Consider the following 22727-nt stretch of genomic DNA (forward strand, 5'->3'; position numbering starts at 1 on the left):
TTTTCAAGGCGAGCATATGCAATTACGCTGGGTACAGAATGTTGTCGTGAGTGTCGCGGTATGGCTCGCAGTGCCCACCGTGGTGGCTCAGCAACTGATTTTCGATGGTGCTGCAGAGCGGGAAAATCATCAGGCGCAGTTTGTTCAGGCGATGTTGACAGAGGCCTATTCTGAACTGGGCATTACCCTCAACTTTCAGTCCGCACCGATTGGCCGAAGTTTTGTCGAAGCCAACGCAGGGCGTATAGATGGTCTGCGAGCCCGCGTTGAACAATCCGGTCAACAATTCCCTAATTTGCTGAAAGTCGATGTGCCATTGCTGGAGATTGATGTGATGATTGTCGCAGATCGCCGGGATTGTGGTTTGTGCGAGTTATCTTCCCTGAATTCTTTGGCCACAGTGCAGGGTATGTTAGCTGCAGATAAATTTTTGCTACAGCAGAGCAAAAAATTTCAGCGAGTAGATGTGGCGAACACCGACCAGGCAATGGCCATGTTAGATGCGGACCGTATTGACGGCGTATTGGTCACCGAAGCGATGCTGGAAAATGTCAGCTTGTTACGCAACCCCCATTATATTGTTTATCCGGTGGCAACCATAAGTGCCTATCACTGGCTAAACAAAAAACACGCTGACCTGTTGCCAAAAATTCAGCGTCAGTTAGAAACTATGGATTCGGTGGGACGTATTGCCGAACTGGCTGGACAGTTTGGGATTGACCGTCAAAAACAGCCCCTGGCTGACTCTATCACCCAGCAGGTAAGTGCAGTGTCTTCCGCATGGCTGGAATACTCCGATTCTGAGTCAGCGACCTATTGGCGATTGATGCGTCATGCGTTTGGTAAGCTGAAAATAGAAATTACAAATTGGAAACGGGCTAAAAAACAATTTTTTGCCGGCCAATTTGATGTACTGGTCGGTGCTTACGCGTCGGAAGTCAAACCCGGCACCATTCTCTCTGCCAGCCATATCGACTATGAAGAGCCGGTACTGGCCATTGGAAAGAATACCGCTTTACTGAAAAGTCAGATCGCGGGAGATATTTCCGCCCGAGCCTGCCAAATGCTCGGCTACGACTTTCAGCCATGGTTACCGGCGACCATTGAGATGTATGAAGTGACGGATCTGGACGACTGTTATCGCATGCTTAGTAGCGATCGGGTCGATATGATCATTGATTATCGCTATGGCATGGATGATCGTCAGGACACTCCCTTGCAAGCCATCGAAGTGCGCGAGCGCCTGCCTATATTTTTAATATTTCACGATGATCCGCGCGGGCGTTATCTGCGCCGTCAATTTGATAACAGCTTCCGCAACCTGGTTATATCAGGCCAGGCGGTATCTTTTTATCCATCGGTCGATGCATTTAACACTGCCCAGTTACTAGGAAAGGATTAACCAGATGATAACGTTATACGGCTCTACCACATCACCTTATGTCCGTCGTTTACGCATGTTTCTGAGCGATCACGGCCACACCTTTGTAAATATGCAAATATTCGACGGACCGGATCGTGCCGAGCTGGCGCGGCGCAATCCCACGATGAAAATCCCCATGCTGGAAGATGATGGCCAAATGCTGTTTGATTCCCGGGTGATATACCGCTATCTGGCACAAAAATTTGCTCAACCGGCACTTAGTTGGGATCAGGAAAACCTGTTAACCCTGATTGATGCCGCCAATGACTCACTGGTGCAGTTAATGATTTTGAAGCGCTCTGAGGTGGATATTGACGAGCCGCGTTTGTATTTCCGCATCCAGCGTGAGCGGGTGGCGAACGTACTGGCTGAACTAAACAAACAGGCAGAGCAGGGCGCGTTCAGGCAATGGGGCTATCCGGCAATCAGCCTGTATTGTATGCTGGACTGGACCCGCTTTCGTGCGCTGTTCGATATTAGCCCCTATCCAGCATTAATGGCGTTTCTTGAGCGCGAAAGTCAGCGCCCGGAGGCCCATGCGACTGACCCTCGCCAGGTGTAAGTAAACAAAAGTTTGCTTTTTTGTTAATAAAATTCGACCAATGATCTTTATTAACAAATAAAATTCGGTATATATCGGTGCATAGCCAAATAAAAGGAGGCGCTATGCACTCGTCATCATTTGAACAAGCCAAGATTTTATCACCCAAACGTCACACCACATCGGCGACCTCTTTACCAGAGCTGGCCAGCGAGCAACTCAATCATTTTGGAATTAGTCCAGAGTCAGATTACGGCAAGGCGTTGTACAGTGCTGCGCTGCATTTGTATCAGACCCAAAGCGACGTGCAGCGTTTATGGGATATTACCGGTGCAACCCTGAATGGTTTGGATCGCGAAGATAAAATCGCCTACTTCAATGCGAAAAAGTTTTTGTCTTTCCAGTTGGCCAAGGTACTCGATACTTTGCAAAACCCATTCAGGGCAGTTCATCAGAGCCTGAGCCATCAAAGCGGTGGCCACCTGGCCAATAACCACTATCCGTTATTCGACAATGTCACCGCACTTTTTTCTGCCACCCCGGTGATTGTGCGCACTGCCACCTATGTATACGCCTGCACCGAATGGATTGATGATGCATTTCAGGGTAAAGAATTTACTCACCAGATTTATTCACGTTTATTGAATCCCACGGCTATCTCTCTGGCCAATGCCATTGTCGATTTGGAAGCTGGCCCTTACGCAGCCGAATATCTGGCCTGGAACTTTAACTCAGGCATGGCGGCAATTGACGCAATGTTGTCTAACGTACTGAATCACGGTGACGTGTTAATCGTGTCGCGTAATGTGTATGGCGGTGTCTTCCAATTGCTGCAGGACTTTTTTGCCAAGCGCAACAAACTGGCCGTAACGCTGGAATGGTTCGATGGCTATAGTCGCGAGGAATTTGCCACCTTTATGGCTCAGGTTAAAGGCCGTCATCGTGACAAGCTCAACGATGGTGCCAAATTGCATGTGTATATCGAATCGCCATGTAATCCACACGGTTATGTATTGGATGTACCGGGAATTTGTGCCGAAGCACACAGTGGTGACCATCTGGTGATGCTGGATGCCACTTTGGCCACACCAGTACTGCAGCAATCCCTGCAGCGAGCGAACAAGGCCGAGCGACCAGATTATGTTGCACACAGCTATACCAAAGACATCTGTGGTAGTGGTGCGGCGACCGCTGGTGTCGTCATCGGTGAAATGTACCGCATGTTCCAGCCAAAAGGCGCCTGTATGAATGGTTACGACTGGAGCAAAACCATGTTTTGGGATGTGTACTATATCAAGGGCGCATTCCTCGACTCAGAGAAAGCATTTGATGTACTGATTGGTATGAAAACCCTTGAGTCACGCATGATGAACAAGGTAATCAACACCCGGGTATTTACAGAATTCCTCGCTGCCCATCCGGATTTTAATGTGAATTCTCATGCGTTAGAGAATCACCCAAATGCGGCATTGCGCAAGAGTCAGATGCGCCATGGCTGGCCCTGTGCGCTGTTTACCGTGGATATGGAAGGCGCTGGTTTAGAGCGTGATACCTTCGTACGCTTCTTCGATGCTCTGGAGCCGGGTTTCAGCCATCAGGTCTCTATCGGCCAGAACAACACAATCATTTTGTGTCCGGCACTGACCTCGCACTCAGAAATGAATCGCGAAGAGCAGCAGGAGGCCGGGATTTATCTGACTACCATGCGCATCGCCATGGGCACCGAGAACGTGAAACAAATGATTGCCCACCTGATTAGCAGTGCGCGAATGCATATCGATCCGGTACGCCCAGGCTTCAGCGCGAAGTTCCCCTCGGCCGACGAGATTGATGAATTGTATGCTCGTATCGCCGCTGAAGTGTGTGGGCAACATTATGGTGCGGTCGTGAGTATGCAGACCCTGCTCGGACAGGGTGACATGCAGCAGGCAAGTTAATCATAAGCCACCTTCGGGTGGCTTTTTTTCTGGCTTTTCCTTGACAATCCGGGGCCAGGGTTCAACATGCAGCCATTGATTTTAAAAGCAGTGAAATATGAACGTTGAACAGCAAATCGCTGAATTAAGTCAGCGCATCGATGATGTGATTCAGTTGGCGCTCAAAGGTGGTGCGACTCAGGCTGAGGCCAGCATCAGTAAAGTGCAGGGCATTTCGGTTGGCACCCGCTTGCGTGAGGTGGAGACGCTGGAGTACACCAATGATGGTGCGCTGGGTATTACCGTCTATTGTGGTAAACGTAAAGGCAGCGCCTCGACAGCTGACCTTAGTCAGCAGGCGTTACAGCAAACCGTCGAAAAAGCGATTCAGATCGCCCGTTATACCAGTGAAGATGAGTGCGCCGGGCTGGCAGATGCCGAGATGCTGGAGCGTAAACCGCTGGACTTAGGGCTGTATTTTGCCGATCCGTTAGACCCGGGGCGTGCCATTGAGCTGGCCATTGAAGCCGAGAGTGCTGCACTGGATGCTGACTCACGTATCATCAATTCCGATGGCGCGTCCTACAGCGGAAATCAGGGCGTGCGGGTGTATGGTAACAGCAATCAATTTATTGCGGGTTATCCCAGTAGCCGCTACAGCCTCAGCTGTGTGGTGATCGGTCAGGACGGCGAGGAGATGCAACGTGATTACAGCTACGATGTATCCCGTGACCCATCTAAACTGGCCGCGGCGGCGCAGATTGGTCGTGAAGCGGCCGAGTTCACTGTCGCTCACCTGAATCCACGTAAAGTGCCAACCGGTAAATATCCTGTGTTGTTTCACAGCAGTGTGGCGGCGGGTATTTTCGGCCACATGGTATCGGCGATTTCTGGCGGCAGCCTGTATCGCAAATCCACGTTTTTGCTGGATCATCTGGGTAAGCAAATTCTGCCTGACTGGTGTCAGGTCAATGAGCGTCCGCATATTGTCGGCGCGCTCGCCAGTTCACCTTATGATGCGGAAGGGGTGCAAACCCGTGACATGGACATTATCAAGGATGGTGTGCTGCAGCATTATTTGCTGACCAGCTATTCAGGGCGCAAACTGGGCATGCAAACTAACGGGCATGCGGGTGGCATCCATAACTGGCAGATTGGTTCTACGGGCGAAGATTACCAGGCACTGCTGAAAAAATTGGGTACAGGCCTGGTCGTGACTGAACTGATGGGGCAGGGCGTCAATATCGTTAATGGTGATTATTCCCGTGGTGCAGCCGGTTTCTGGGTCGAGAACGGTGTGATCCAATATCCGGTAGCAGAAATTACCATTGCAGGTAATTTGCGCGATATGTTGCTAAACATGCAGGGAATTGGCACCGATCTGGATATCCGCAGCAGCATCGTGACTGGCTCGGTGTTGATTGAGAGCATGCAGGTCGCGGGACATTAAGCGCGGGGTCGCAGAAACAAAAAAGTCGGCAAATGCCGACTTTTTTATTGTGTAGGGTAGGTATTTTTATCAGGCGTCGACTTCGCCGGTGAAACGATAGCCTTCACCGTGGATAGTGTCGATCAGCTCTTCTGCGCCAGGCACAGATTCAAAATGCTTACGAATACGGCGAATGGTAACGTCCACGGTACGGTCGTTAGGACGTAATTCACGGCCGGTCATTTCCATAATAAGTTGTTCACGGCTCAGAATTTTGCCCGGATTACGCAGGAACAGGTGCATCGCACGGAATTCACTGCGTGGCAAACGGAACTCTTTGCCCGCTGGTGAGATCAGGCTGCGGCTGTCGCCATCCAGTACCCAGCCATTAAATTTAACTTTGTTGGGTAAGTCCTGATCATCGTTGCCACTCATAGTGCGAGACAACAGGTTACGTGCACGAATCGTTAATTCACGCGGATTGAATGGCTTAGTCAGGTAGTCATCACCACCAATTTCCAGCGCCAGAATGCGATCTACGTCATTGTCGCGGCCAGTCAGGAAAATCAGACCGACGTTTTTACGGTTACGAACTTCGCGGGCCAGCAACAGGCCATTTTTACCTGGCAGGTTAATATCCATAATAACCAGGTTGATATTGTTGTTGTTGAACAGATCGTGCATCTGCTCGCCGTTTTCCGCTTCCAGCACCTGATACCCTTCTGCTTCGAACAGGTTTTTCAGTGTGGTGCGGGTAACGATTTCATCTTCTACGATGAGAACAATCGGAGTCTGCATTCTTTTCCTACCCTTAGTGCATGATTGCTAACGAGTTTATCAGAAATTGCTTAAGTGTGATCGCTAAAATGCGATTAGCCTGCACTCAGTCGGTTATGTTCTATGCGGCTGACCGGAAAAGTAATCACGAACTCACTGCCCGGCTGGCCATCTTGTACCAATTGAATAGTGCCGCCCAAAATCTGGGTCACCAGATTGTAGACCAGGTGTAAGCCCATGCCTGTTCTGCCGTTACCTCGCTTGGTGGTAACGAACGGGTCGAAAATACGTTTGCCCAGATGTTCAGGAATGCCAATGCCGTCGTCCCGATACAAGATGCTGATTGCATGCTGTGATTCGGTCACCACAATAAATATATGTCCGTTGTCACTATGGGCGAAGGCATGCTCCAAAGAGTTGGTCAGCAGGTTATACAGAATTTGATTGAGTGGCCCCGCTTTGGATTCAATCTGTAACTTGTCATCACACTCGATATATACGTCGTGATGGGTGTTCTTAAGCCGCGGACGCAGCGTGATTAACAGCTCTTCAATGAGTTTTCGCAGCGGAAACATGCGGGTATTTTCATCGGTTTGGTTAACCGCAACCTGCTTAAAGCCACTGATCAATTCTGCACTGCGATCCAGATTATGCCGGATGGTTTGCAGGCAGTTTTGTGAGTCCTGTAAGAATCGTTCCATATTGCGGGCGCGCAATTGCTTGGTATTGAAGTCGTCGTCCAGACGGGACAATTTTTCATCCAACAGATTACAGGCGCTAAGACAGTTGCTGATGGGCACATTTACTTCCTGGGCGACGCCGGCGACCATGTCACCCAGTGACGCGAGCTTTTCTTTCTCGACTAACTGGCGTTGGAATTGATGCAGTTGTTCGAGGGTTTTGATCAGCTCTTCATTAGAGTCTTTTAACGCCTGAGTACGCTTGGCGACTTTTTCTTCCAGGCTGCTGGTCAGACGTTTGTGCTCCTGTTCGGTGTTGAGCTCTGTCTGACGGCGTTCCTCTAAGCGGACGAGTAAACGATTAAACGCCTCGGCCAGCAGGATGGTTTCTTTAAAATCACCTGATGCGGCGCGTTGCTGAGTATCTTTGTTCAGTGACATATCGGTCGCAAACTGCGTGATGTCCTGAATCGGCCGTAGAAAGCGCCCCTGTAATCGCATTACAAATGCCAGCGACAGTGCGACGATAATCACGAATACCAACATGGCAGGTAGCAAGAACTCACTAATGAGGCCAAGGGTATTTTGTTCCCGTGAGATCAGATAGACATAACCCAAACGCCCGTTTTCCTCGATTGGAGCAATAAACTCCAGGCCACTTAGGTTGCCATTGTGAGGTCGCACTTTGTTGCCTTCGCGGATAATCCACTCAACCGCGCCGGTGCTGGGACGATTGTACGTGGCGAAAATCGCGAGGTTTTTATCGTAATCGAAGCTGTAGATGTGTACGTGATCAACATAACCAAATCGTTCCAGTTGGTTTAGCACATCCACCATGCCGCTTTTGTTATCAGCGATAATATAACTGCCCGAGACCTGAGCCAGCACCTGAGTCAGAGATGCCGCATCCTGCTGATTATTTTGCTTACTGATATTGACGTAACGCACCATCATCAGGCCGGACATGGCCACTAACGCCAGCACACTTAGGCCAACCACCAGTAAAATGACGGCAGATTTTATGGAGGTTGCGTTTGATGGCGACGTCATAGTGATGTGGTGGATGCTCCGTTTGTACCCGTTAAAAGTGGCGTAAGATACGCGTTATATAGTTGATTAAACGCTGGATTTTAATAATGCGCAAAAAAGAATTGTGGACATTGTATCAACAGACTTGCTTTGTAGTGAGTAAAAAAACAACGCTTAGTGATGATTTTTGCATCATCACGGCGTGTAACCCCTATTCTGCAAATTTGTCGCCCGAGCTGGACGCAGCAAGGAATACGAAATTGGTGCAACGACTCCAACAGTTACACTTAGATTATCAGCCGCTTATTGGTTGTAGTGAGGATTTGGCGCACCAGGAGGCATCTTTCGCCATTCAATGCAGCGTAGCGCAAGGCAAAACGTTGAGTTGTGAGTTTGCACAAAACGCATTTTATGCGGTTCTGGATGGGCAATTATGGTTGCAGCCAGCACTGCTGGACGAGCCGGCCCCGGTTCATCTGGGGCCGTTTATACAGCGGATTATTTCTGACAGTGATACAGCTTGAAACGTGTGGTGTGTGCCATCACAAGTGGTGCTGCCAGATGTTTTTCCATTATGGGCGGGTAATCTAAAAACGCATTGGCGACCAGTGTCAGGCTGCCATTGACGCCCAAATGTGCGTTGGCGTCACGCAAAAACTGCTCGGTAATACTGTAATCTGTGTGAGTGCCGGTATGAAACGGCGGGTTGGTATAGATTGCAGCGAACTTGCGCGTAATGTCTTTTAAGCCATCGGATGCCAGTACATCGGCCGTAACACCGTTGATTTCTGCGGTACGGCCGGCGCAATGGACTGCAATCGCAGAGACATCACTCATGGTCAGTTGGATTGCCGGATTCTTCTTAGCCAAATATACGCCGATAATGCCCGCACCGCAGGCGAAATCCAGCACCGGCGCGGTTGGGATGGGCTTAAGATTTTCCAGCAACAATTTGGTGCCGTCATCCAGCGATTTATGGCTGAAAATGCCAGGTAAAGAATAAATGCGCAGATTGTGCTCTGCGATATTCACCTCAAATTCCTTGGCCCATTGATCAAGGTTAAAGGGTTTTACCTCGGCACTGAGCACCATATTAAACAAACTACAGTGGCGTGCCGCGTCCAGTTTTACTGCTTTGTGACCATAATCGGCTAACAATTTGGGGGCACTTTTCACCCCGCTGTTGTTTTCACCAACCAGCATCAGGCAGCCGCCGGGTTTAAGATGGCAAGCCAGATTAGCCAATAACATTGCTGCATGCTCTTTGGCTTTTGGCATATATAACACAATGCCGTCGTAGCGCTTTTCGCTAGCCAGCGCGACCGCAAACTCATGATTATTCTGAGTTTTGAGTTGTGAATAGATCTGCCAGTTTTGGTGAAAACCGTCGATATCGCCGTCTAGTTCGCTAAATACCTGCGCGTCTTCGGCATTAGCCAGCAGCCATTGACCCTGTTCAAACAGATGCGCATTGCGGACAAGTAATTGACTGGGGTTAGATAGCATTAGCTGACTCGCTTAAATATAAGATCCCATACGCCGTGACCTAAGCGATGACCGCGCTGTTCAAATTTGGTTAACGGACGAAAGTCCGGACGTGGCACGTAATCGCCGCTTGCTGAGGTATTTTCAAACCCTTCGGCCTGCTGCATCACTTCCAGCATATGCTCTGCATAATTTTCCCAGTCAGTAGCCATATGAAAAACACCGCCGATGGCTAACTTGCTGCGTAATTTTTGGACAAATTCAGGCTGAACGATACGGCGTTTATGGTGACGTTTTTTGTGCCACGGATCGGGGAAATACAATTGCACTCTGGCGAGGCTTTCATCGGCGATACAATCGGCCAGTACTTCCACGGCATCATGCTCGAATAATCTCAGGTTTGTCAGACCAGCTTCCGCCGCATCGGCCAAACATGAGCCAACACCGGGACGGTGTACTTCGATCCCGATAAAATCGTGATCAGTCTCGTTAGCCGCCATTTCAACCAATGACTTGCCCATACCAAAACCAATTTCCAAAACCCGCGGTGCCTGCCGACCGAAAACCTGATCCAGATCCAGCAGTTGTTTACTGTGGTTTAAGCCCATTTGCGGCCAATATTTTTCAATAGCAGCGGCCTGGCCCTTGGTCAGACGTCCTTCGCGTTTCACAAAACTACGAATTTTTCGTAAACGTTTGTCTTGCTCGGTTTGGATTGTTTCTTGGTTTTCGGTCATGGTTATGCCCTTGTTTTTCAGGGTTGCGGAGTATATCAGGCCTGCTCCAGAAGGGTAGCCACAAGCTCGGGTTTTTGCAGCGGGAACATATGCTCAGCGTCTTCTACCTTAATTAAGTTTGCGCCACACAGGGCTGCACTTTGCGCTAAACGTTGCAGTGGAGCAATGCGATCCTGCTCAGCACCAATGAGCGTGGTTTTGAATGGTGCAGTAGCCAGTTGTGCACAAAAATCCTCGCGTTCAGTGGTAGCACGGGTCTGTGCAAGCAACACGCTGCCGCCTAAATCGCTTTCCATATCCCTGACCATTTGGCGGGTGAAGTCAGCGTTTGCGCCACTGGCGCTGATAAACTGCGCCAATCGGCTGTCTGCCATCGGCGTGAAGCGCCCGTTTTGCAAATGACGAATAAATTGTTTGCGCTGCGCCACCTCCTGATCGGGCAAGCCGGCAGGATCGTAGCCGAGTAAAATCAGATGCTCCACATCGTCCGGATTGGCCAACGCATAGCGGGCAGCGATGTAACCGCCCATGGAAAACCCGATCAGGGTCACCGGCCCATTGTCACAGGCATATGAGGTTAATGCGTCCATTTCCTCCAGATTGTTTGCCCATTGCAGCGGCACATAGCGACGATCCTGAATGTGCATCTGTTTCCACATTCGAAACCACAAACGCTCGTCACATAAGGTGCCTGGCAGAAACACCCAACTGGAATTTTGACTCATGTTATTTTTAACCTTGCTGACGTTTGCGGGTATGATAGCGCGCCTTATGATTTTTGTTCAGGTGGTTGTTTGCTAAACACGTTCGCATCGCGCATCTTGGCCTGGTTTGATATCCATGGCCGCAAGCATTTGCCCTGGCAGCAAGACAAGACACCTTACAAGGTGTGGGTGTCTGAAATTATGCTGCAACAGACACAGGTCACCACAGTTATTCCTTATTTCCAGCGTTTTATGCAGCGTTTTCCGGATGTGCAGGCGTTGGCCGCGGCACCTCAGGATGAAGTGTTACACCACTGGACCGGCCTCGGCTATTACGCCCGCGCTCGCAATCTGCACAAAGCTGCACAAATGATTGTCGCTGAATATCAGGGGCAATTCCCCCGCGAGAAAGAACAGGTAATGGCGTTGCCTGGCATTGGGCGCTCTACGGCAGGGGCGGTTCTATCCCTTGCCTGTCAGCAACATCACGCAATTTTGGATGGCAATGTAAAACGTGTGTTAGCCAGACACGCAGGAATTGATGGCTGGCCGGGAGAGAAAAAGGTCGAGAGTCGTCTGTGGGAGTTGGCCGAGCAATTGACTCCGGCACATAGAACCGCAGATTACACCCAAGCCATGATGGATATGGGTGCCACCCTATGTACCCGCAGTAAGCCCAACTGTAGCGATTGTCCGCTGTCTGCGGATTGCGTGGCGTTCAAAACCGGCCGACAAGCCGATTTACCCACTAAAAAGCCAAAGAAAACCCTGCCCGTGCGTCAGACAATCATGCTAATCCCTAAAGTGGGCAGTCAGCTGTTGATGCAACAGCGCCCGCCGGTTGGTCTGTGGGGCGGGTTATGGGGCTTTGCAGAAATTGCCTCGGTAGAACAACTGCCAGAATGGTTACGTTGTCAACGGCTTGAGACTGGTAAGCAGATTTGGTTAGAACCATTTCGCCATACGTTTAGTCATTTTCATCTGGATATTCAGCCGCTGGTGATTGAACTTCAACATATTTCACAGGTAATTGAAGTACAGGACGCCAACAGCCTTTGGTATGATTGGCGCAATCCATCAGCCATTGGTTTGGCTGCACCCACGACCATGATTGTTAAAGACCTGCAGAGCATGTCAGGGCAATAACCTTAGGAAAAGATAAATGAGCAGAACCGTATTTTGTCAGTATCTGAAAAAAGATGCGCCAGGCCTGGACTTCCAGCTGTATCCGGGCGAATTGGGTAAGCGTATTTTTGACAACATCAGTAAAGAAGCCTGGGCGTTGTGGCAGAAAAAGCAAACCATGCTGATCAATGAGAAAAAACTCAACATGATGAATATGGAGCATCGTCAGTTGCTGGAAACCGAAATGCAGGCGTTTTTGTTCGAAGGTAAAGACGTTGAAATTGAGGGATACACCCCTCCTTCTGCGTAATTTGGGTGATTTTTGCAGCAAGTTGATTAAACCCTGAGCGGTTGAAAAAAATCTGCAAAAAACTGGTTGACTTAAGCACGCAGAATCCGTTTAATACGCACCCACAGCGAGGTGAGGCGCAAGCCAACAAGCCAAGCATGCCCAGATAGCTCAGTCGGTAGAGCAGGGGATTGAAAATCCCCGTGTCGGTGGTTCGATTCCGCCTCTGGGCACCACTTATTACGAAGCCCTGTCAGCAATGACGGGGCTTTTTCGTTTTTGCTTGCTGATATTTTCTTGGCGTAATCTCACGCTGTTTTATCGGTGGTTCGATTGCACTTCACTTCCATGTGAAGTGCCGCAAGCGGCCAGCTGACGCTGTCCCAATTTGTTGCAGACAAATTGATAGCGCCTGTGGGCACCACTTATTACGAAGCCCTGTCAGCATTGAAGCCTAGTGAGGCTGAGGTACTTCGTTCGGTGATACAAGTTTACCTTTGCGATGAGCCATTCAATTCTTTGTTTTTTTTATGTCTCATTATGTTTTGATAGGTGTCTACCCAGTAAATATTTTCATTCGTGGCCAGATAAGCAAGTAGTTGCTGATGTGCTTCACTACTCACTGACAAATGATCGCCGCCCACGCCATGAAATAAAATATTGATTAATCGGGTGCCTGCTGGAGGACTCTTTACGTAATTTATGAGTTCTTCACCACTGACGTTACTTGGCGTGTAGAGAATTGCATGTCCTTCAGCGACACCTTCTCCTTTTACGGCCAGAAAGCGTTCGGCCAAGAAACTGTAATAGTCACCATCTGTCACCTGAGTATCCCCACAAGGAATGGTGTAAGTGCGCAGGTTTTTACCATCAATAGTATTAAGCATTAAATTAGCGATATCTATTTCCAGCAATATACGTTTGATGCTGTATTTATCTAAGTCTTTATGTGGTTCAACCCATTCTCTGTTCGGCAGAGAACCACGACAAGGGTGATATAAACTGTGATTGCCGAGTTCATGACCTTGCTGTGCGAGTAATTTCCATTCTGAAAGCCGACGTTGAAATGGCTCTGAGGCAGGGTATACATAAAATGACGCTTTGAACCCATACATTGTGAGCTGAGGTACTGCCTTGTCTAATTGGCTGTCCAGCGCGTCATCATAGCTAAGGCTTATGGCAAATTGTTTGTTTCCGGGCCAAGTCGTTGCGTCCTGTGAATCTGAACCGTTCGCTTTACCGGTTAGAAGAATTAATAAAAGTACTAAAAAGACATGCTGGATGTTCATGATTGTGCACGCTAGTCCTGAGAGAAGCCTCTGCGTGACCTGAGCAGAGGCTGTTGAGTGACGCGAAACGTTATATCAATGCTTATGCACGCTGTAATAGTTTGGCCATCGCGCTGTTAAATACTTTCATCCACTTGGGGCAAAGCTGGCCTTCGCAGATTTTATTGATTTCTATAACGGCCTGTTTTTTCGAGATGGGGCGGTTGGCATCATGATTGCGCGGGTGGGTCATGGCATCGAAGGTATCGACAATTGCCAGCAACTTAGCGCCTTCGCAAATATCTTTTTCTTTCAGCCCCATGGGGTAGCCCGTGCCATCGAGGCGTTCGTGGTGCTGCATCACGATTCTGCGTGCTTCATTCCACTCGCTTAAGTGTTCCAGTAATTTGGCGCTCTTGAACACATGGGAGCGTAACAGATTAAATTCCAGTTGCTCTAAGGGTTCGATTTTATACAGCAACTCTAATGGCATAAACGCCATACCGAAGTCATGCACATAACAAGCGACAGCGAGTTGCGTTTCATCCACCGGCGATTTGGCCAGGCGATTGAGTAATAAGGCTAATTTCGCCACCCGGTCACAACGGCCTTCCCAATAGCGAGAACGTTGCTCAACGGGCACCATGATTTCGCGGAAAAAGCGCAGATCGCTTTCCTGTTGCGGGGTAAGTGGTTTGGTAAAACCCAGTTCGTTAAAAAACACAGTTGGCGAGCCGGTATTGTCGACCACGGGGGCCGAAACTGGCGTTTGTGCTTTTACAGGTGCGGAGTTATCCGGTTGTACTGGGTCTACGCTGGGTTCTGTGGAATCAGACGGTTCGGCCATTTCGGCCTGAAAATCCAGTTTGGGATTGAGCAATAACACGCAGTCATGCAGCAGTTTTTCGTGCTGGTCACTGTTATTGGGCTTTATCTTGGTAATTTGCCGCTCAACCAGTCCAAGCAATTCTTCATCGTAACTGGTGTTACCCTCGCGGATGCAGTTTTCCACAAAGTTCTTCACCCTGTCGAGACTGAGCAGTACCAGATCGCTCATGGTATGGCTGTAGCGAATTTCGCCTTTACGCAACAAATCCAATAAGTCTTCTACCCGCTGCAGTATTGGCAGCATAGGGGTAAAGTTGACCAGCCCCAGATCACCCTTAATGGTATGCACAGAGCGAAATAACGAGCGTAGTAATTCGGTATCGTCAGGGGTAGCTTCCAGCTCCATCAGATATTGTTCACTGGCTTCATATAACTCGTTAATTTCTTCCAGAAGGTCTGCCAGAACATCAGCATCGGTGTCGTCGTGTTGAAATACTTTAAGCATAGTGTGAGTGTTTGCTTCTCTGGTTCACATTTGACCTACACAGCATAGTCCACTGATCAGACATGCTGAACAATAAAAATCGGTATACTCCCTCGGTTTTTAATCTGCCGAGATAGCTGTGATCGCTCTAATCCGAATTCCTGTTTTAGGTCTGTGTTTTATTATCGTCAATATCATATTTCTGCTGGCGTGCATTGTGCGTCCATTTCATCGCAATAATGTGCAACTGGGCAGCCGTTTGTATTCGTCGCTGTCTGTCATCCTCGGCCTCAAATTAGATATCCGGGTGCCAGAATCGGTGCGCAGTGGCGGCCCATTCGTTTATATCGGCAATCACCAGAATACATTCGATATTTTTACTATTTGTGGCGCCACACAGGCTGGCACAGTGTCGGTGGGTAAAAAAAGTCTGGTGTGGATCCCTATCTTCGGGTGGGTTTACTGGTTAAGCGGCAACATTCTTATCGATCGCACGAACACCAATCGTGCCAGTAACACCCTGAAACTGGCTGCGCGTAAAATCCGTGAGCGCCGTCTGTCGGTATGGATATTCCCGGAGGGCACCCGCTCCAATGGTAAGGGATTATTGCCGTTTAAAACCGGTGCGTTCCGCCTGGCCAAGCTGACCAATGAACCTGTTGTGATGATTTGCGCCAGCAGTTTGCATAACAAAGTGAAGTGGAACCGCTGGAATAATGGCACGTTGATTATTGAAATGAGCGAGCCGGTGGTAATGGACGAGTCACTAGATTTAAAAGGCTGGACAAAGTATTTCCATCAGCAAATGTCGGAAAATATTCAGCGCATTGATGCAGAAGTCGCGCAGTTGGACAAAGCAGGATAAACTTCCGCTAATTTTGCTGGAGTAGTGCCAAATATGTCTGAATTAGAAGAATGGTTAGCCTTTAACCGTGAAACCGTTGACGCCCTGTTAGCCGATGGTAGTGATCCGGATGCCGTTTACAGCATCGAATATCACTTTGCCAGTAACAACTTTGATAAGCTGGAAAAGGCGGCAGTTGATGCGTTTAAAGCTGGCTTTGAAGTAGGTGATGCGGAAGAGATGATTCTGGACGATGGCGGTACGCTGTTCTGTTTTGATGCGGTTGCCGAAAGGGATCTTAATGTTGAGCAGTTAGATGCGGATACCAAAACCCTGATGACTATCGCCGACAAACATAACGTTTATTACGACGGCTGGGGCACTCACTTTATTGAGTCTTAATTGTCACGTTCCGGTGCTGTCCGGTGATGTCGGATAGCACTTTGTTCACCTTTTCTATATCCACCACATTTTCCCGAAAAGCCAGATACACAGGCAGCTCATAGCCCTGGTCGATATCCATTGTCACCCACTGACCAGCTTTGGCATTGGCAATCACAAACTGACCAACTTCTGAGTTAGTAACAAAGCCATCTATTCTGCCCAGCATCAGCATTTCCAGCAGTTGCTCATTACTGGTAAATCGCAAGGAAACTGCTGCTTGCAATGCATGTTTATCGATCATGCTTGGCGTCAACGCCATTCCACGCAGGTGCCCTACCGTCTGTATTGGGCCAGTTTCGCCACTTCGTCGGAACATGGCATAGCGAGTCACATGCAGTGGAATGTTGGTATAGCTAAGATGCAGTCGCCTTTGTGGTTGGTCGGCAAGTGCGAAAAAACAGTCATACAGCTTGCCTGGGATAATTTTGTTCAGTCGTGCCCATGGTAAGTTATCAACAGACACCTGCCATTCAAAATGTGCCGCTAGTTGATCGATCAAGATTAGGTCGCTGCCTGTGAATTGGCGCTTGTTAAAGTCGAAAGTTGCAAAAGGTGGGTAATGGGTCGTTGCGCAATGCAGATTTTTTGCTGCGACTGGCATGGAGATGACCACAAGCATTGCAATACATACTGACTGAACGATTTGCTTAATCATGCTTGCAAAATCCCTGTCGCAACGTGGCCCTCAGGCACACTATGAAATTATGGATAAATTATACGCAATCGATGGGTGACAAACAGTTTAATCTGAACAGATTTTCAACGAATCTCTTGTCAGAATATGTAAAATTGAGGTTAAAAATAGCCGGGTCTTAATAATAACCCGGCAATTTGATTATTGGCGGGTTGATTTTAATTCATCGAGACTGCGTTGCAGCGCATCGAGCTTCTCCGATAAATCCCGCAGGTTGGGCTCACCGTGATCATGTCGCTCTTTGGCATTTTCCTGCTCCATCACGCCAACCACGATACCGATGACCATATTCAGGAAGGCAAACGCTGTGAAAAAGATAAAGGTCAGGTAGAAAATCCAGCTAAGTGGATAGACTTCCATGGTTTCGTACATGACATCTGTCCAGTCCTCGAAGGTCATCACCCGAAACAGCGTCAGTAACGAGATAGTGATGTCACCCCATAAATCAGGATTGATGTCCTCAAACAGGGTCGCACCAACGGCTGCGTAGATATAAAAGATGATAAACATCAACAACATCACGTAAGACAGTTGCGGCAGGGCCTTAAACAACGACACCAGCAAAATACGCAGTTCGGGGATGATAGATATCATCCGCAGTACCCTGAATACCCTGACCAGACGTGCCACCAGTGCTAAATCTGTGTCGTCAGCTGGGATTAAACTGACCAGCACGATCAGGGTGTCGAAAACGTTCCAGAAATCCCGGAAAAAATGCTTTTTATTCGGTTCCGCGATAAAACGTATGGTGATTTCCAGCAGGAAAAAGGCACTGATAAACCAGTCCAGCAGCAACGTGACAGACTGAATGGTTGGTGGCATCTCGTAGGTTTTTGCACCAACCAGTAAGGCGGAAGCAATGATGACGGCAACAACAATGGACTCAAAAAGTTTGTTGCTGCGAATGGCGATAAAACGTTGTTGTAAGCCGCTAATACGCATAGACGTGTGGGGTCTGAATGAAAATTAGCGGCTTACTTTATGGATTTCCTGGTTAGTGTCAATGCCAGACGACTTTGTCGCTTAAGGCTTCAGCAAACAGGGCTTGATAATGGTTCTCGATCGCGTGGCGACGGATTTTTAACGTTGGCGTAATCAGCCCGTTGTCCGTGGTCCAGCTGTCGTGTAATACCCGAATGCCATCGAGTTTTTCATGCTTTTCCAGCTGTGGGTTGACGTCGTGCAACAAACTCAATAATTCATCGATGACGTCCTGCTTTGCCATCGCTTTGGCATGGTCAGACAGTACAACCAGCGCGACCGGTTGAGCGAGTTCAGTTCCAACCACACAGGTTTGTTCGATCAACACCGAGCGTGCCAGCATGGCTTCTATTGGTGCCGGAGCGACGTATTTGCCTTTGGCCGTTTTGAAGATGTCTTTTAGACGGCCGACAATATATACATAGCCATCGTCATCAATCTTTGCCTGATCTCCGGTTTTGAAAAAGCCATCTTCGGTGAAGCATTCTGCGTTTAGTGCGTCTTGTTGGTAATAGCCCTGCATGATGGCGCTGGTTTTGATTTGCAGCTCACCTTCGTCACTGATGCGCAGCTCTGTATTGGCTAACGGGCGACCGATGCTGGTGGCTTTATCGGCGCGAAATGGTAGTTGGGTGGTGCCTACTGCGTTGGTTTCTGTCATTCCCCAACCCTGACAGATATCGACGCCAATCCGCATGTACCAATCCAATAGGGACGGCGCAATAGGCGCGGAGCCAGATGCGAAAACTTTTGCCTTATGAAATCCCAGTGCTTTTTTAATTTTGTATTTAATCAGGCTGCTAAGTAGCGGGATGCGCAGCAAGGTATCGAGTTTTTTCTGTGGCATTTTGGCCAGTACACCAGACTGAAACTTTTGCCACAGCCGCGGTACGGAGACAAACAGGGTAGGTGCTGTATCACGCAGGTTATCGGCGAAGTGCGCCAGTGATTCGCTAAATGACACCTCAATTTTTGCCTGATATTCGGCAGCGTATAAACACAGACCTTCGCCCAGTACACGTTCAGTAATGTGTGCCAGTGGCAGGTAACTGAGCACTCTCTCATTATCCAGCGACAGCGCAGAGGTAAAATTAAGTAAAAAATTATGGCAACCATTAATGTAAGACTGGAATGTGTGCACTACGCCTTTCGGCACACCGGTTGAACCGGAGGTGTAGATAATGGTCATCACATCACTTAAGGATCGTGCCGGGAATTCCACCGTGTGGCTATTGTTTAGCAACTGCTGCCATTGATACTGACAGGCGATAGTGGGATACGGGAAAGAAATCGTGGCAACGTCAGACCCAAAGACACCTTCATAGGATGCGGCATTATCCAGCTTACCAACAAACGCTGCTTTGGCCGCACTGTGCTGCATGATATACGCAATGGTGTCGCGATCGGCAGAAGGGAAGATCGGTACGCTAATGGCGCCGGCTAGACCGATTGCCCAGTCACTCAACATCCATTCCTGACTGTTTTTGGCAAAAATCGCCACCCTGTCGCCCGGGCAAATATTGATACCGGATAAGCCCGCGGCCAAAGCCTGAACCGTTTGCCAGGCCTCACCATAGGTCATGGTGTGCCATTGGCCATCTACAGGCTGGCGGAAAAACACGGTATCAGGATGTTGGCTGGCAATGTATGCGAGTTGCTGGGCGGGTAATCGGGGTTCAGACATGCGGGGCTCCCATATAATTATTTTTTTGGCCGATTTCTTTAAAAATCGGCTGACTGATCTATAAACCTTGGTACAGCTTTTTACCTTGTTTCCTAATTAATTCAAATACTCAGCTATATTTTTGTGAGTTTATACACAGAGTAACAGGTTTCCTGAGGTTGGTCGGTATTGGTCAACCGCTGGTTATACGGATTGAGTGAGGTTATTTGTTACATGGATTATCAAATATCGGCAAATACGTTTCGTCAGGCATTTAATCTCGCCCCAATGCAATGGGGCGTGTTGGCATGTTGTGCTGCCATTTCACTATTGTGTTTGATGTTCGGGTTAGTCTGGTTGGGCTGGGTGCTGCTGTTGTTGGGCATCCCTGTCGCCGTGGCAAAAACATCGGGACCGGCACAGGAGCAATCGAGTGCAAATGAAGAGCGGGAACGACAAACTCAACGAGATAATTTACAAGCGGTTGGATTACTGACATCGGAATTAGCTAAGGTGTTGGCTGAGTGTGAAAGTAATCTGAACGATATCAATTCCACTCAGGATGACGCGATTAATACCCTGAGTGAGTCGTTTATTAATCTGCAACGATTGGTACGCGAGCAAAACGCCTGTATCGGTGCGCTGATTAAAGCCGATCAGCAAAGTGGCGAATTATATTCAGAGCGGATGCGCAGATTTGCCGGAAGCACTGAAAAAACGCTGGATCAGTTCATTCAGTCCACCGTGCAGATGTCCGCGTCCACGATGGAGCTATTGGAAAAGGTTAATAAGATTTACGAGACCATGCCCACTGTGGTCAAAGCCTTAAGTGATATTGATGACATTTCCGCCCAAACTAACCTACTGGCTTTAAATGCAGCGATCGAAGCGGCGCGTGCTGGTGAGGCGGGACGAGGTTTCGCGGTCGTCGCCGATGAGGTCAGAGCCTTGTCCAATCGCTCCACGCAGTTCAGTGGTGTTATTAAAAAACAAATGGAAAGTATCCGCAGTCAGATTGACCAGCTTACTCAAGACGTGGGCGTAGTTGCCTCTCAAGATGTTAGCTATGTAATTGAGGCCAAAAAAGAGATTCAGAAAGCGTTAGATGACATCATTGTTAAAGCTGAAGCGGACTCCAGCACTACGCGTACATTGGAAGACATTGGGATTCAGTTGGACAAAGCTCTGAATAATTCCATTCGCGGCCTACAGTTTGGCGATATCAATGGCCAAAACCTGACCTACACAAAAGAAACCCTCAGATTTGTAAAAGATCAGCTGCAGGATCTGCGTAACAAAGATGTCGACGAAATAGTCGATACGCTGCACAACTATCAGCAAAAAATGAAGCAACGGGTCAATGTGGACCATAACCCGGTTTCTCAATCCAGCGTTGAAGCTGGCGAAGTTGAACTGTTTTGATAAGGAGCTAGTACGTGTCAGATGAAAGAGTAATAAGCTTGCCGGAACGTTTTGATTTTTCATATCACAAGCAATTTACCGAGGATTATCAGGGGGTATTGGCACATCAGGATGTAAAGCGGGTTGTACTGGATTTCACCCGCGTGTCTTATTTGGACAGTTCGGCACTGGGCATGATGGTATTGCTGCATAAACGCGCCAAACCGCGGGGAATTGAGACCATCGCGCGCGGTGCAAAAGGCACGGCGGCCGAAATTCTTGAAATGGCCAATATGAAGCACCTGTACCGGATTGCCTAACGATGAAGCCAAAGTCTGTCTTGCTTGCAGACACAGATCCCGAGTTTTCCTCATGCGTTAGGGAGTTTCTGCGCCAACATGAGGTCGCGTTGATCTATTGGGTTTCGGCGATTCCCATGTCACTACAAGTGAAGGAGTTTAATCCGGACTGTGTAATTATCACCTCGCGGATGTTTGCCACTATTACCCCTGAGCAATGCGGGCAATTAGCTAAACACACCCGTGTGTTGCTATTGCTGGAAGAGGATATCGAACAGACCGATTTATTAGCCTGGATTGATGAGGGAGTGGCTGATTTCCTCGGGCTGCCAGTTAATTTAGACCTGCTGTGGGCCAAGATTAAGCGCATGACGGAGTTGAAACGGGTTTATACCCGTTTGGAAGAGCAGGCTAAGTTACAACAGGTTTTGATAGACGAGAAAAAACAGGAAGAAGAGTTGGCTCGTCACGTTTTGCATCACATCAGTAAGTACGATGATGACGCGGAATCTGATAATTACTATCAAATTTTTATTCAACCCTCAGATACCTTTAACGGTGATTTTGTTGCCACTATGCAAAGTCCTGGTGGCAATATTTACTTTTTATTGCTTGATGCCACAGGGCACGGTCTGGCGGCTGCTATCAGTATCTTACCAATCACCGGCGCGTTTCGTGCCATGGTCAGCAAAGGGTTAGAGGTAGCCGCCATCGCCCATGAATTGAATCGTAAAATTCATAATGAGTTGCCGGATGATCGATTTGTTGCCGCCTGCTTGCTTGAAGTCAATCTGCATACCAACGAGTTATTGGTGTGGAACGCCGGGATGCCGGACGTGCTGTTAATTGATGACAATCAGGAGTTGCAGGTTCGGATTAAATCCAGTCACCTGCCGCTGGGCATTTTATCACCACAAGAATTTTCGCCAAAATTTGCAAAATTCGGACAAGAGCTTATACATCATATTGTTGCCTGTAGTGATGGCTTGATTGAGCAAAGTGGCACGAATGGCGAATTATTTGGCATGCGAGGATTACTCGAAGGAGTGCAGCATTTCAATCTGGATGACAAATGGGTAGACAAGTTAATTGGCGAACTGCGCGAGTTTTCAGAAGGGGTTCCGCAGGAAGACGATATCACTCTGTTTCATCTGGACCGTCGCAAAATTGAGCCCTTCCGGGAAACGTTAGGGGCGCAGGTTCAAAGTGAGCATGGCGAACTGCGGCTGGAATTGTTGGCTAAAGGGACTCAGTTAAAACGATTTGATGCACCCGGTCTGATTGCGAAAGTTCTTGAATGTACTAGTCTTTTTGTTGATATCAGGCAGCGAGCTTTTACCGTTGTCAGTGAACTTTTTAACAATGCACTTGAACATGGCGTGCTGGGGTTAAGTTCAACGCTGAAACAGGATCCAGAAGGGTTCGCAGATTACTATCAGCAGCGCGAAGACCGGTTAAACAACGTAAAGGAAATTGATTGGGTGCGCATCACAATGCGGTACGACCCGCGTGAACACTCACTGTCTTTTGACGTGGGTGATTCAGGATCGGGCTTTGATGTTGATGCGCTGAATCATACGCAAAATGAGTTTTCAGGTCGCGGACTGGCGTTAGTGCGCAAACTAGCCCACACCGTGACTTGTATTCCACCAGGCAATGTAACGCAGGTGATTATTAAATGAGGGA

General features: G+C 48.5%; 22 protein-coding genes and 1 tRNA gene. 13 read left to right on the plus strand and 10 right to left on the minus strand.

What is annotated here, in order from left to right:
* The first annotated feature begins 16 nt into the window (after positions 1–16).
* The 4 genes from TK45_RS10200 to pmbA all read left to right on the plus strand — a co-directional run bounded on the left by TK45_RS10200 (position 17) and on the right by pmbA (position 5330).
* Positions 17–1402: a transporter substrate-binding domain-containing protein gene (locus tag TK45_RS10200; protein ID WP_131258552.1), complete on the plus strand. Its 1386-nt coding sequence runs from the start codon at positions 17–19 to the stop codon at positions 1400–1402.
* 4 nt (positions 1403–1406) lie between these two features.
* Positions 1407–1985 carry a glutathione S-transferase family protein gene (locus tag TK45_RS10205; protein WP_131258553.1) on the plus strand — a complete coding sequence of 193 codons (579 nt, stop codon included), beginning with the start codon at positions 1407–1409 and terminating at the stop codon, positions 1983–1985.
* Positions 1986–2089: 104 nt separating this feature from the next.
* Positions 2090–3901 (plus strand): PLP-dependent aspartate aminotransferase family protein, encoded by a 1812-nt coding sequence (locus TK45_RS10210; protein ID WP_131258554.1) that lies wholly within the window; start codon positions 2090–2092, stop codon positions 3899–3901.
* 97 nt (positions 3902–3998) lie between these two features.
* On the plus strand, positions 3999–5330 hold the full coding sequence (gene pmbA, locus TK45_RS10215) for a metalloprotease PmbA (protein ID WP_131258555.1): 1332 nt from the start codon (positions 3999–4001) through the stop codon (positions 5328–5330).
* 69 nt (positions 5331–5399) lie between these two features.
* Here the strand turns inward: pmbA and arcA are convergent, their stop codons facing one another.
* Positions 5400–6107, minus strand: a complete 708-nt coding sequence (gene arcA, locus TK45_RS10220) for a two-component system response regulator ArcA (protein WP_131258556.1) — start codon at positions 6105–6107, stop codon at positions 5400–5402.
* 74 nt (positions 6108–6181) lie between these two features.
* Positions 6182–7816, minus strand: coding sequence for an ATP-binding protein (locus TK45_RS10225; RefSeq protein ID WP_131258557.1), 1635 nt, complete (start codon positions 7814–7816; stop codon positions 6182–6184).
* A gap of 86 nt (positions 7817–7902) precedes the next feature.
* On the opposite strand from TK45_RS10225, the gene TK45_RS10230 reads away from it, so the two are divergent.
* Complete coding sequence (locus TK45_RS10230) at positions 7903–8319, plus strand: DUF3293 domain-containing protein (protein WP_131258558.1); 417 nt, start codon at positions 7903–7905, stop codon at positions 8317–8319.
* Here TK45_RS10230 and TK45_RS10235 read toward each other — a convergent pair.
* The 3 genes from TK45_RS10235 to TK45_RS10245 are packed head-to-tail and all read right to left on the minus strand — an operon-like array spanning position 8294 to position 10742.
* A complete protein-coding gene (locus TK45_RS10235) occupies positions 8294–9301 on the minus strand; it encodes a methyltransferase (protein ID WP_131258559.1) in 1008 nt (335 codons plus the stop codon). The two genes, TK45_RS10230 and TK45_RS10235, sit on opposite strands and share 26 nt — an antisense overlap.
* Complete coding sequence (trmB, locus tag TK45_RS10240; protein ID WP_131258560.1) at positions 9301–10017, minus strand: tRNA (guanosine(46)-N7)-methyltransferase TrmB; 717 nt, start codon at positions 10015–10017, stop codon at positions 9301–9303. Before trmB ends, TK45_RS10235 begins: the two co-directional genes overlap by 1 nt.
* A 35-nt stretch (positions 10018–10052) precedes the next feature.
* Positions 10053–10742, minus strand: a complete 690-nt coding sequence (locus TK45_RS10245; RefSeq protein WP_131258561.1) for an alpha/beta fold hydrolase — start codon at positions 10740–10742, stop codon at positions 10053–10055.
* 69 nt (positions 10743–10811) lie between these two features.
* On the opposite strand from TK45_RS10245, the gene mutY reads away from it, so the two are divergent.
* From mutY to TK45_RS10260, 3 genes are all read left to right on the plus strand, one after another.
* Positions 10812–11867 carry an A/G-specific adenine glycosylase gene (mutY, locus tag TK45_RS10250; protein WP_131258562.1) on the plus strand — a complete coding sequence of 352 codons (1056 nt, stop codon included), beginning with the start codon at positions 10812–10814 and terminating at the stop codon, positions 11865–11867.
* 16 nt (positions 11868–11883) lie between these two features.
* Complete coding sequence (locus tag TK45_RS10255; protein WP_131258563.1) at positions 11884–12156, plus strand: oxidative damage protection protein; 273 nt, start codon at positions 11884–11886, stop codon at positions 12154–12156.
* 139 nt (positions 12157–12295) lie between these two features.
* Positions 12296–12371: transfer RNA gene (locus TK45_RS10260), tRNA-Phe, on the plus strand.
* A gap of 255 nt (positions 12372–12626) precedes the next feature.
* Here the strand turns inward: TK45_RS10260 and TK45_RS10265 are convergent.
* Both TK45_RS10265 and TK45_RS10270 read right to left on the minus strand, forming a co-directional pair.
* Entirely contained in the window at positions 12627–13424 is a 798-nt protein-coding gene (locus TK45_RS10265) for a polysaccharide deacetylase family protein (RefSeq protein ID WP_131258564.1), read from the minus strand.
* Between the two features lie 82 nt (positions 13425–13506).
* Positions 13507–14736, minus strand: a complete 1230-nt coding sequence (locus TK45_RS10270; RefSeq protein ID WP_131258565.1) for an HD domain-containing phosphohydrolase — start codon at positions 14734–14736, stop codon at positions 13507–13509.
* A 118-nt stretch (positions 14737–14854) separates the two neighbouring features.
* On the opposite strand from TK45_RS10270, the gene TK45_RS10275 reads away from it, so the two are divergent.
* A complete protein-coding gene (locus TK45_RS10275) occupies positions 14855–15580 on the plus strand; it encodes a 1-acylglycerol-3-phosphate O-acyltransferase (protein WP_131258566.1) in 726 nt (241 codons plus the stop codon).
* Positions 15581–15613: 33 nt separating this feature from the next.
* Positions 15614–15961, plus strand: coding sequence for a ribonuclease E inhibitor RraB (gene rraB, locus TK45_RS10280; RefSeq protein WP_131258567.1), 348 nt, complete (start codon positions 15614–15616; stop codon positions 15959–15961).
* Here rraB and TK45_RS10285 read toward each other — a convergent pair.
* The 3 genes from TK45_RS10285 to TK45_RS10295 all read right to left on the minus strand — a co-directional run bounded on the left by TK45_RS10285 (position 15948) and on the right by TK45_RS10295 (position 19362).
* A complete protein-coding gene (locus tag TK45_RS10285) occupies positions 15948–16658 on the minus strand; it encodes an ABC transporter substrate-binding protein (protein ID WP_131258568.1) in 711 nt (236 codons plus the stop codon). The genes rraB and TK45_RS10285 overlap by 14 nt on opposite strands.
* 180 nt (positions 16659–16838) lie before the next feature.
* Positions 16839–17639 (minus strand): ion transporter, encoded by an 801-nt coding sequence (locus tag TK45_RS10290; protein WP_131258569.1) that lies wholly within the window; start codon positions 17637–17639, stop codon positions 16839–16841.
* 58 nt (positions 17640–17697) lie between these two features.
* On the minus strand, positions 17698–19362 hold the full coding sequence (locus TK45_RS10295; protein WP_131258570.1) for an AMP-binding protein: 1665 nt from the start codon (positions 19360–19362) through the stop codon (positions 17698–17700).
* 213 nt (positions 19363–19575) lie between these two features.
* Between TK45_RS10295 and TK45_RS16430 the strand changes: the two genes are divergently transcribed.
* The 3 genes from TK45_RS16430 to TK45_RS10310 all read left to right on the plus strand — a co-directional run bounded on the left by TK45_RS16430 (position 19576) and on the right by TK45_RS10310 (position 22723).
* Positions 19576–20763, plus strand: coding sequence for a methyl-accepting chemotaxis protein (locus tag TK45_RS16430; RefSeq protein ID WP_131258571.1), 1188 nt, complete (start codon positions 19576–19578; stop codon positions 20761–20763).
* 14 nt (positions 20764–20777) lie between these two features.
* Positions 20778–21062, plus strand: a complete 285-nt coding sequence (locus TK45_RS10305) for an STAS domain-containing protein (protein ID WP_131258572.1) — start codon at positions 20778–20780, stop codon at positions 21060–21062.
* A 116-nt stretch (positions 21063–21178) separates the two neighbouring features.
* Entirely contained in the window at positions 21179–22723 is a 1545-nt protein-coding gene (locus TK45_RS10310; protein ID WP_165490758.1) for an ATP-binding SpoIIE family protein phosphatase, read from the plus strand.
* Positions 22724–22727 lie beyond the last annotated feature (4 nt).

This window comes from Bowmanella sp. JS7-9, assembly GCF_004329715.1.
GTDB lineage: Bacteria > Pseudomonadota > Gammaproteobacteria > Enterobacterales > Alteromonadaceae > Pseudobowmanella > Pseudobowmanella zhangzhouensis.

What these genes read in the sequence shown, in the direction of transcription:
- TK45_RS10200 (WP_131258552.1), top strand. Translation starts at nt 17, where the DNA reads ATGCAATTACGCTGGGTACAGAATGTTGTCGTGAGTGTCGCGGTATGG.
- TK45_RS10205 (WP_131258553.1), top strand. Translation starts at nt 1,407, where the DNA reads ATGATAACGTTATACGGCTCTACCACATCACCTTATGTCCGTCGTTTA.
- TK45_RS10210 (WP_131258554.1), top strand. Translation starts at nt 2,090, where the DNA reads ATGCACTCGTCATCATTTGAACAAGCCAAGATTTTATCACCCAAACGT.
- pmbA (WP_131258555.1), top strand. Translation starts at nt 3,999, where the DNA reads ATGAACGTTGAACAGCAAATCGCTGAATTAAGTCAGCGCATCGATGAT.
- arcA (WP_131258556.1), bottom strand. Translation starts at nt 6,107, where the DNA reads ATGCAGACTCCGATTGTTCTCATCGTAGAAGATGAAATCGTTACCCGC.
- TK45_RS10225 (WP_131258557.1), bottom strand. Translation starts at nt 7,816, where the DNA reads ATGACGTCGCCATCAAACGCAACCTCCATAAAATCTGCCGTCATTTTA.
- TK45_RS10230 (WP_131258558.1), top strand. Translation starts at nt 7,903, where the DNA reads ATGCGCAAAAAAGAATTGTGGACATTGTATCAACAGACTTGCTTTGTA.
- TK45_RS10235 (WP_131258559.1), bottom strand. Translation starts at nt 9,301, where the DNA reads ATGCTATCTAACCCCAGTCAATTACTTGTCCGCAATGCGCATCTGTTT.
- trmB (WP_131258560.1), bottom strand. Translation starts at nt 10,017, where the DNA reads ATGACCGAAAACCAAGAAACAATCCAAACCGAGCAAGACAAACGTTTA.
- TK45_RS10245 (WP_131258561.1), bottom strand. Translation starts at nt 10,742, where the DNA reads ATGAGTCAAAATTCCAGTTGGGTGTTTCTGCCAGGCACCTTATGTGAC.
- TK45_RS10255 (WP_131258563.1), top strand. Translation starts at nt 11,884, where the DNA reads ATGAGCAGAACCGTATTTTGTCAGTATCTGAAAAAAGATGCGCCAGGC.
- TK45_RS10265 (WP_131258564.1), bottom strand. Translation starts at nt 13,424, where the DNA reads ATGAACATCCAGCATGTCTTTTTAGTACTTTTATTAATTCTTCTAACC.
- TK45_RS10270 (WP_131258565.1), bottom strand. Translation starts at nt 14,736, where the DNA reads ATGCTTAAAGTATTTCAACACGACGACACCGATGCTGATGTTCTGGCA.
- rraB (WP_131258567.1), top strand. Translation starts at nt 15,614, where the DNA reads ATGTCTGAATTAGAAGAATGGTTAGCCTTTAACCGTGAAACCGTTGAC.
- TK45_RS10285 (WP_131258568.1), bottom strand. Translation starts at nt 16,658, where the DNA reads ATGATTAAGCAAATCGTTCAGTCAGTATGTATTGCAATGCTTGTGGTC.
- TK45_RS10290 (WP_131258569.1), bottom strand. Translation starts at nt 17,639, where the DNA reads ATGCGTATTAGCGGCTTACAACAACGTTTTATCGCCATTCGCAGCAAC.
- TK45_RS10295 (WP_131258570.1), bottom strand. Translation starts at nt 19,362, where the DNA reads ATGTCTGAACCCCGATTACCCGCCCAGCAACTCGCATACATTGCCAGC.
- TK45_RS16430 (WP_131258571.1), top strand. Translation starts at nt 19,576, where the DNA reads ATGGATTATCAAATATCGGCAAATACGTTTCGTCAGGCATTTAATCTC.
- TK45_RS10310 (WP_165490758.1), top strand. Translation starts at nt 21,179, where the DNA reads ATGTCACTACAAGTGAAGGAGTTTAATCCGGACTGTGTAATTATCACC.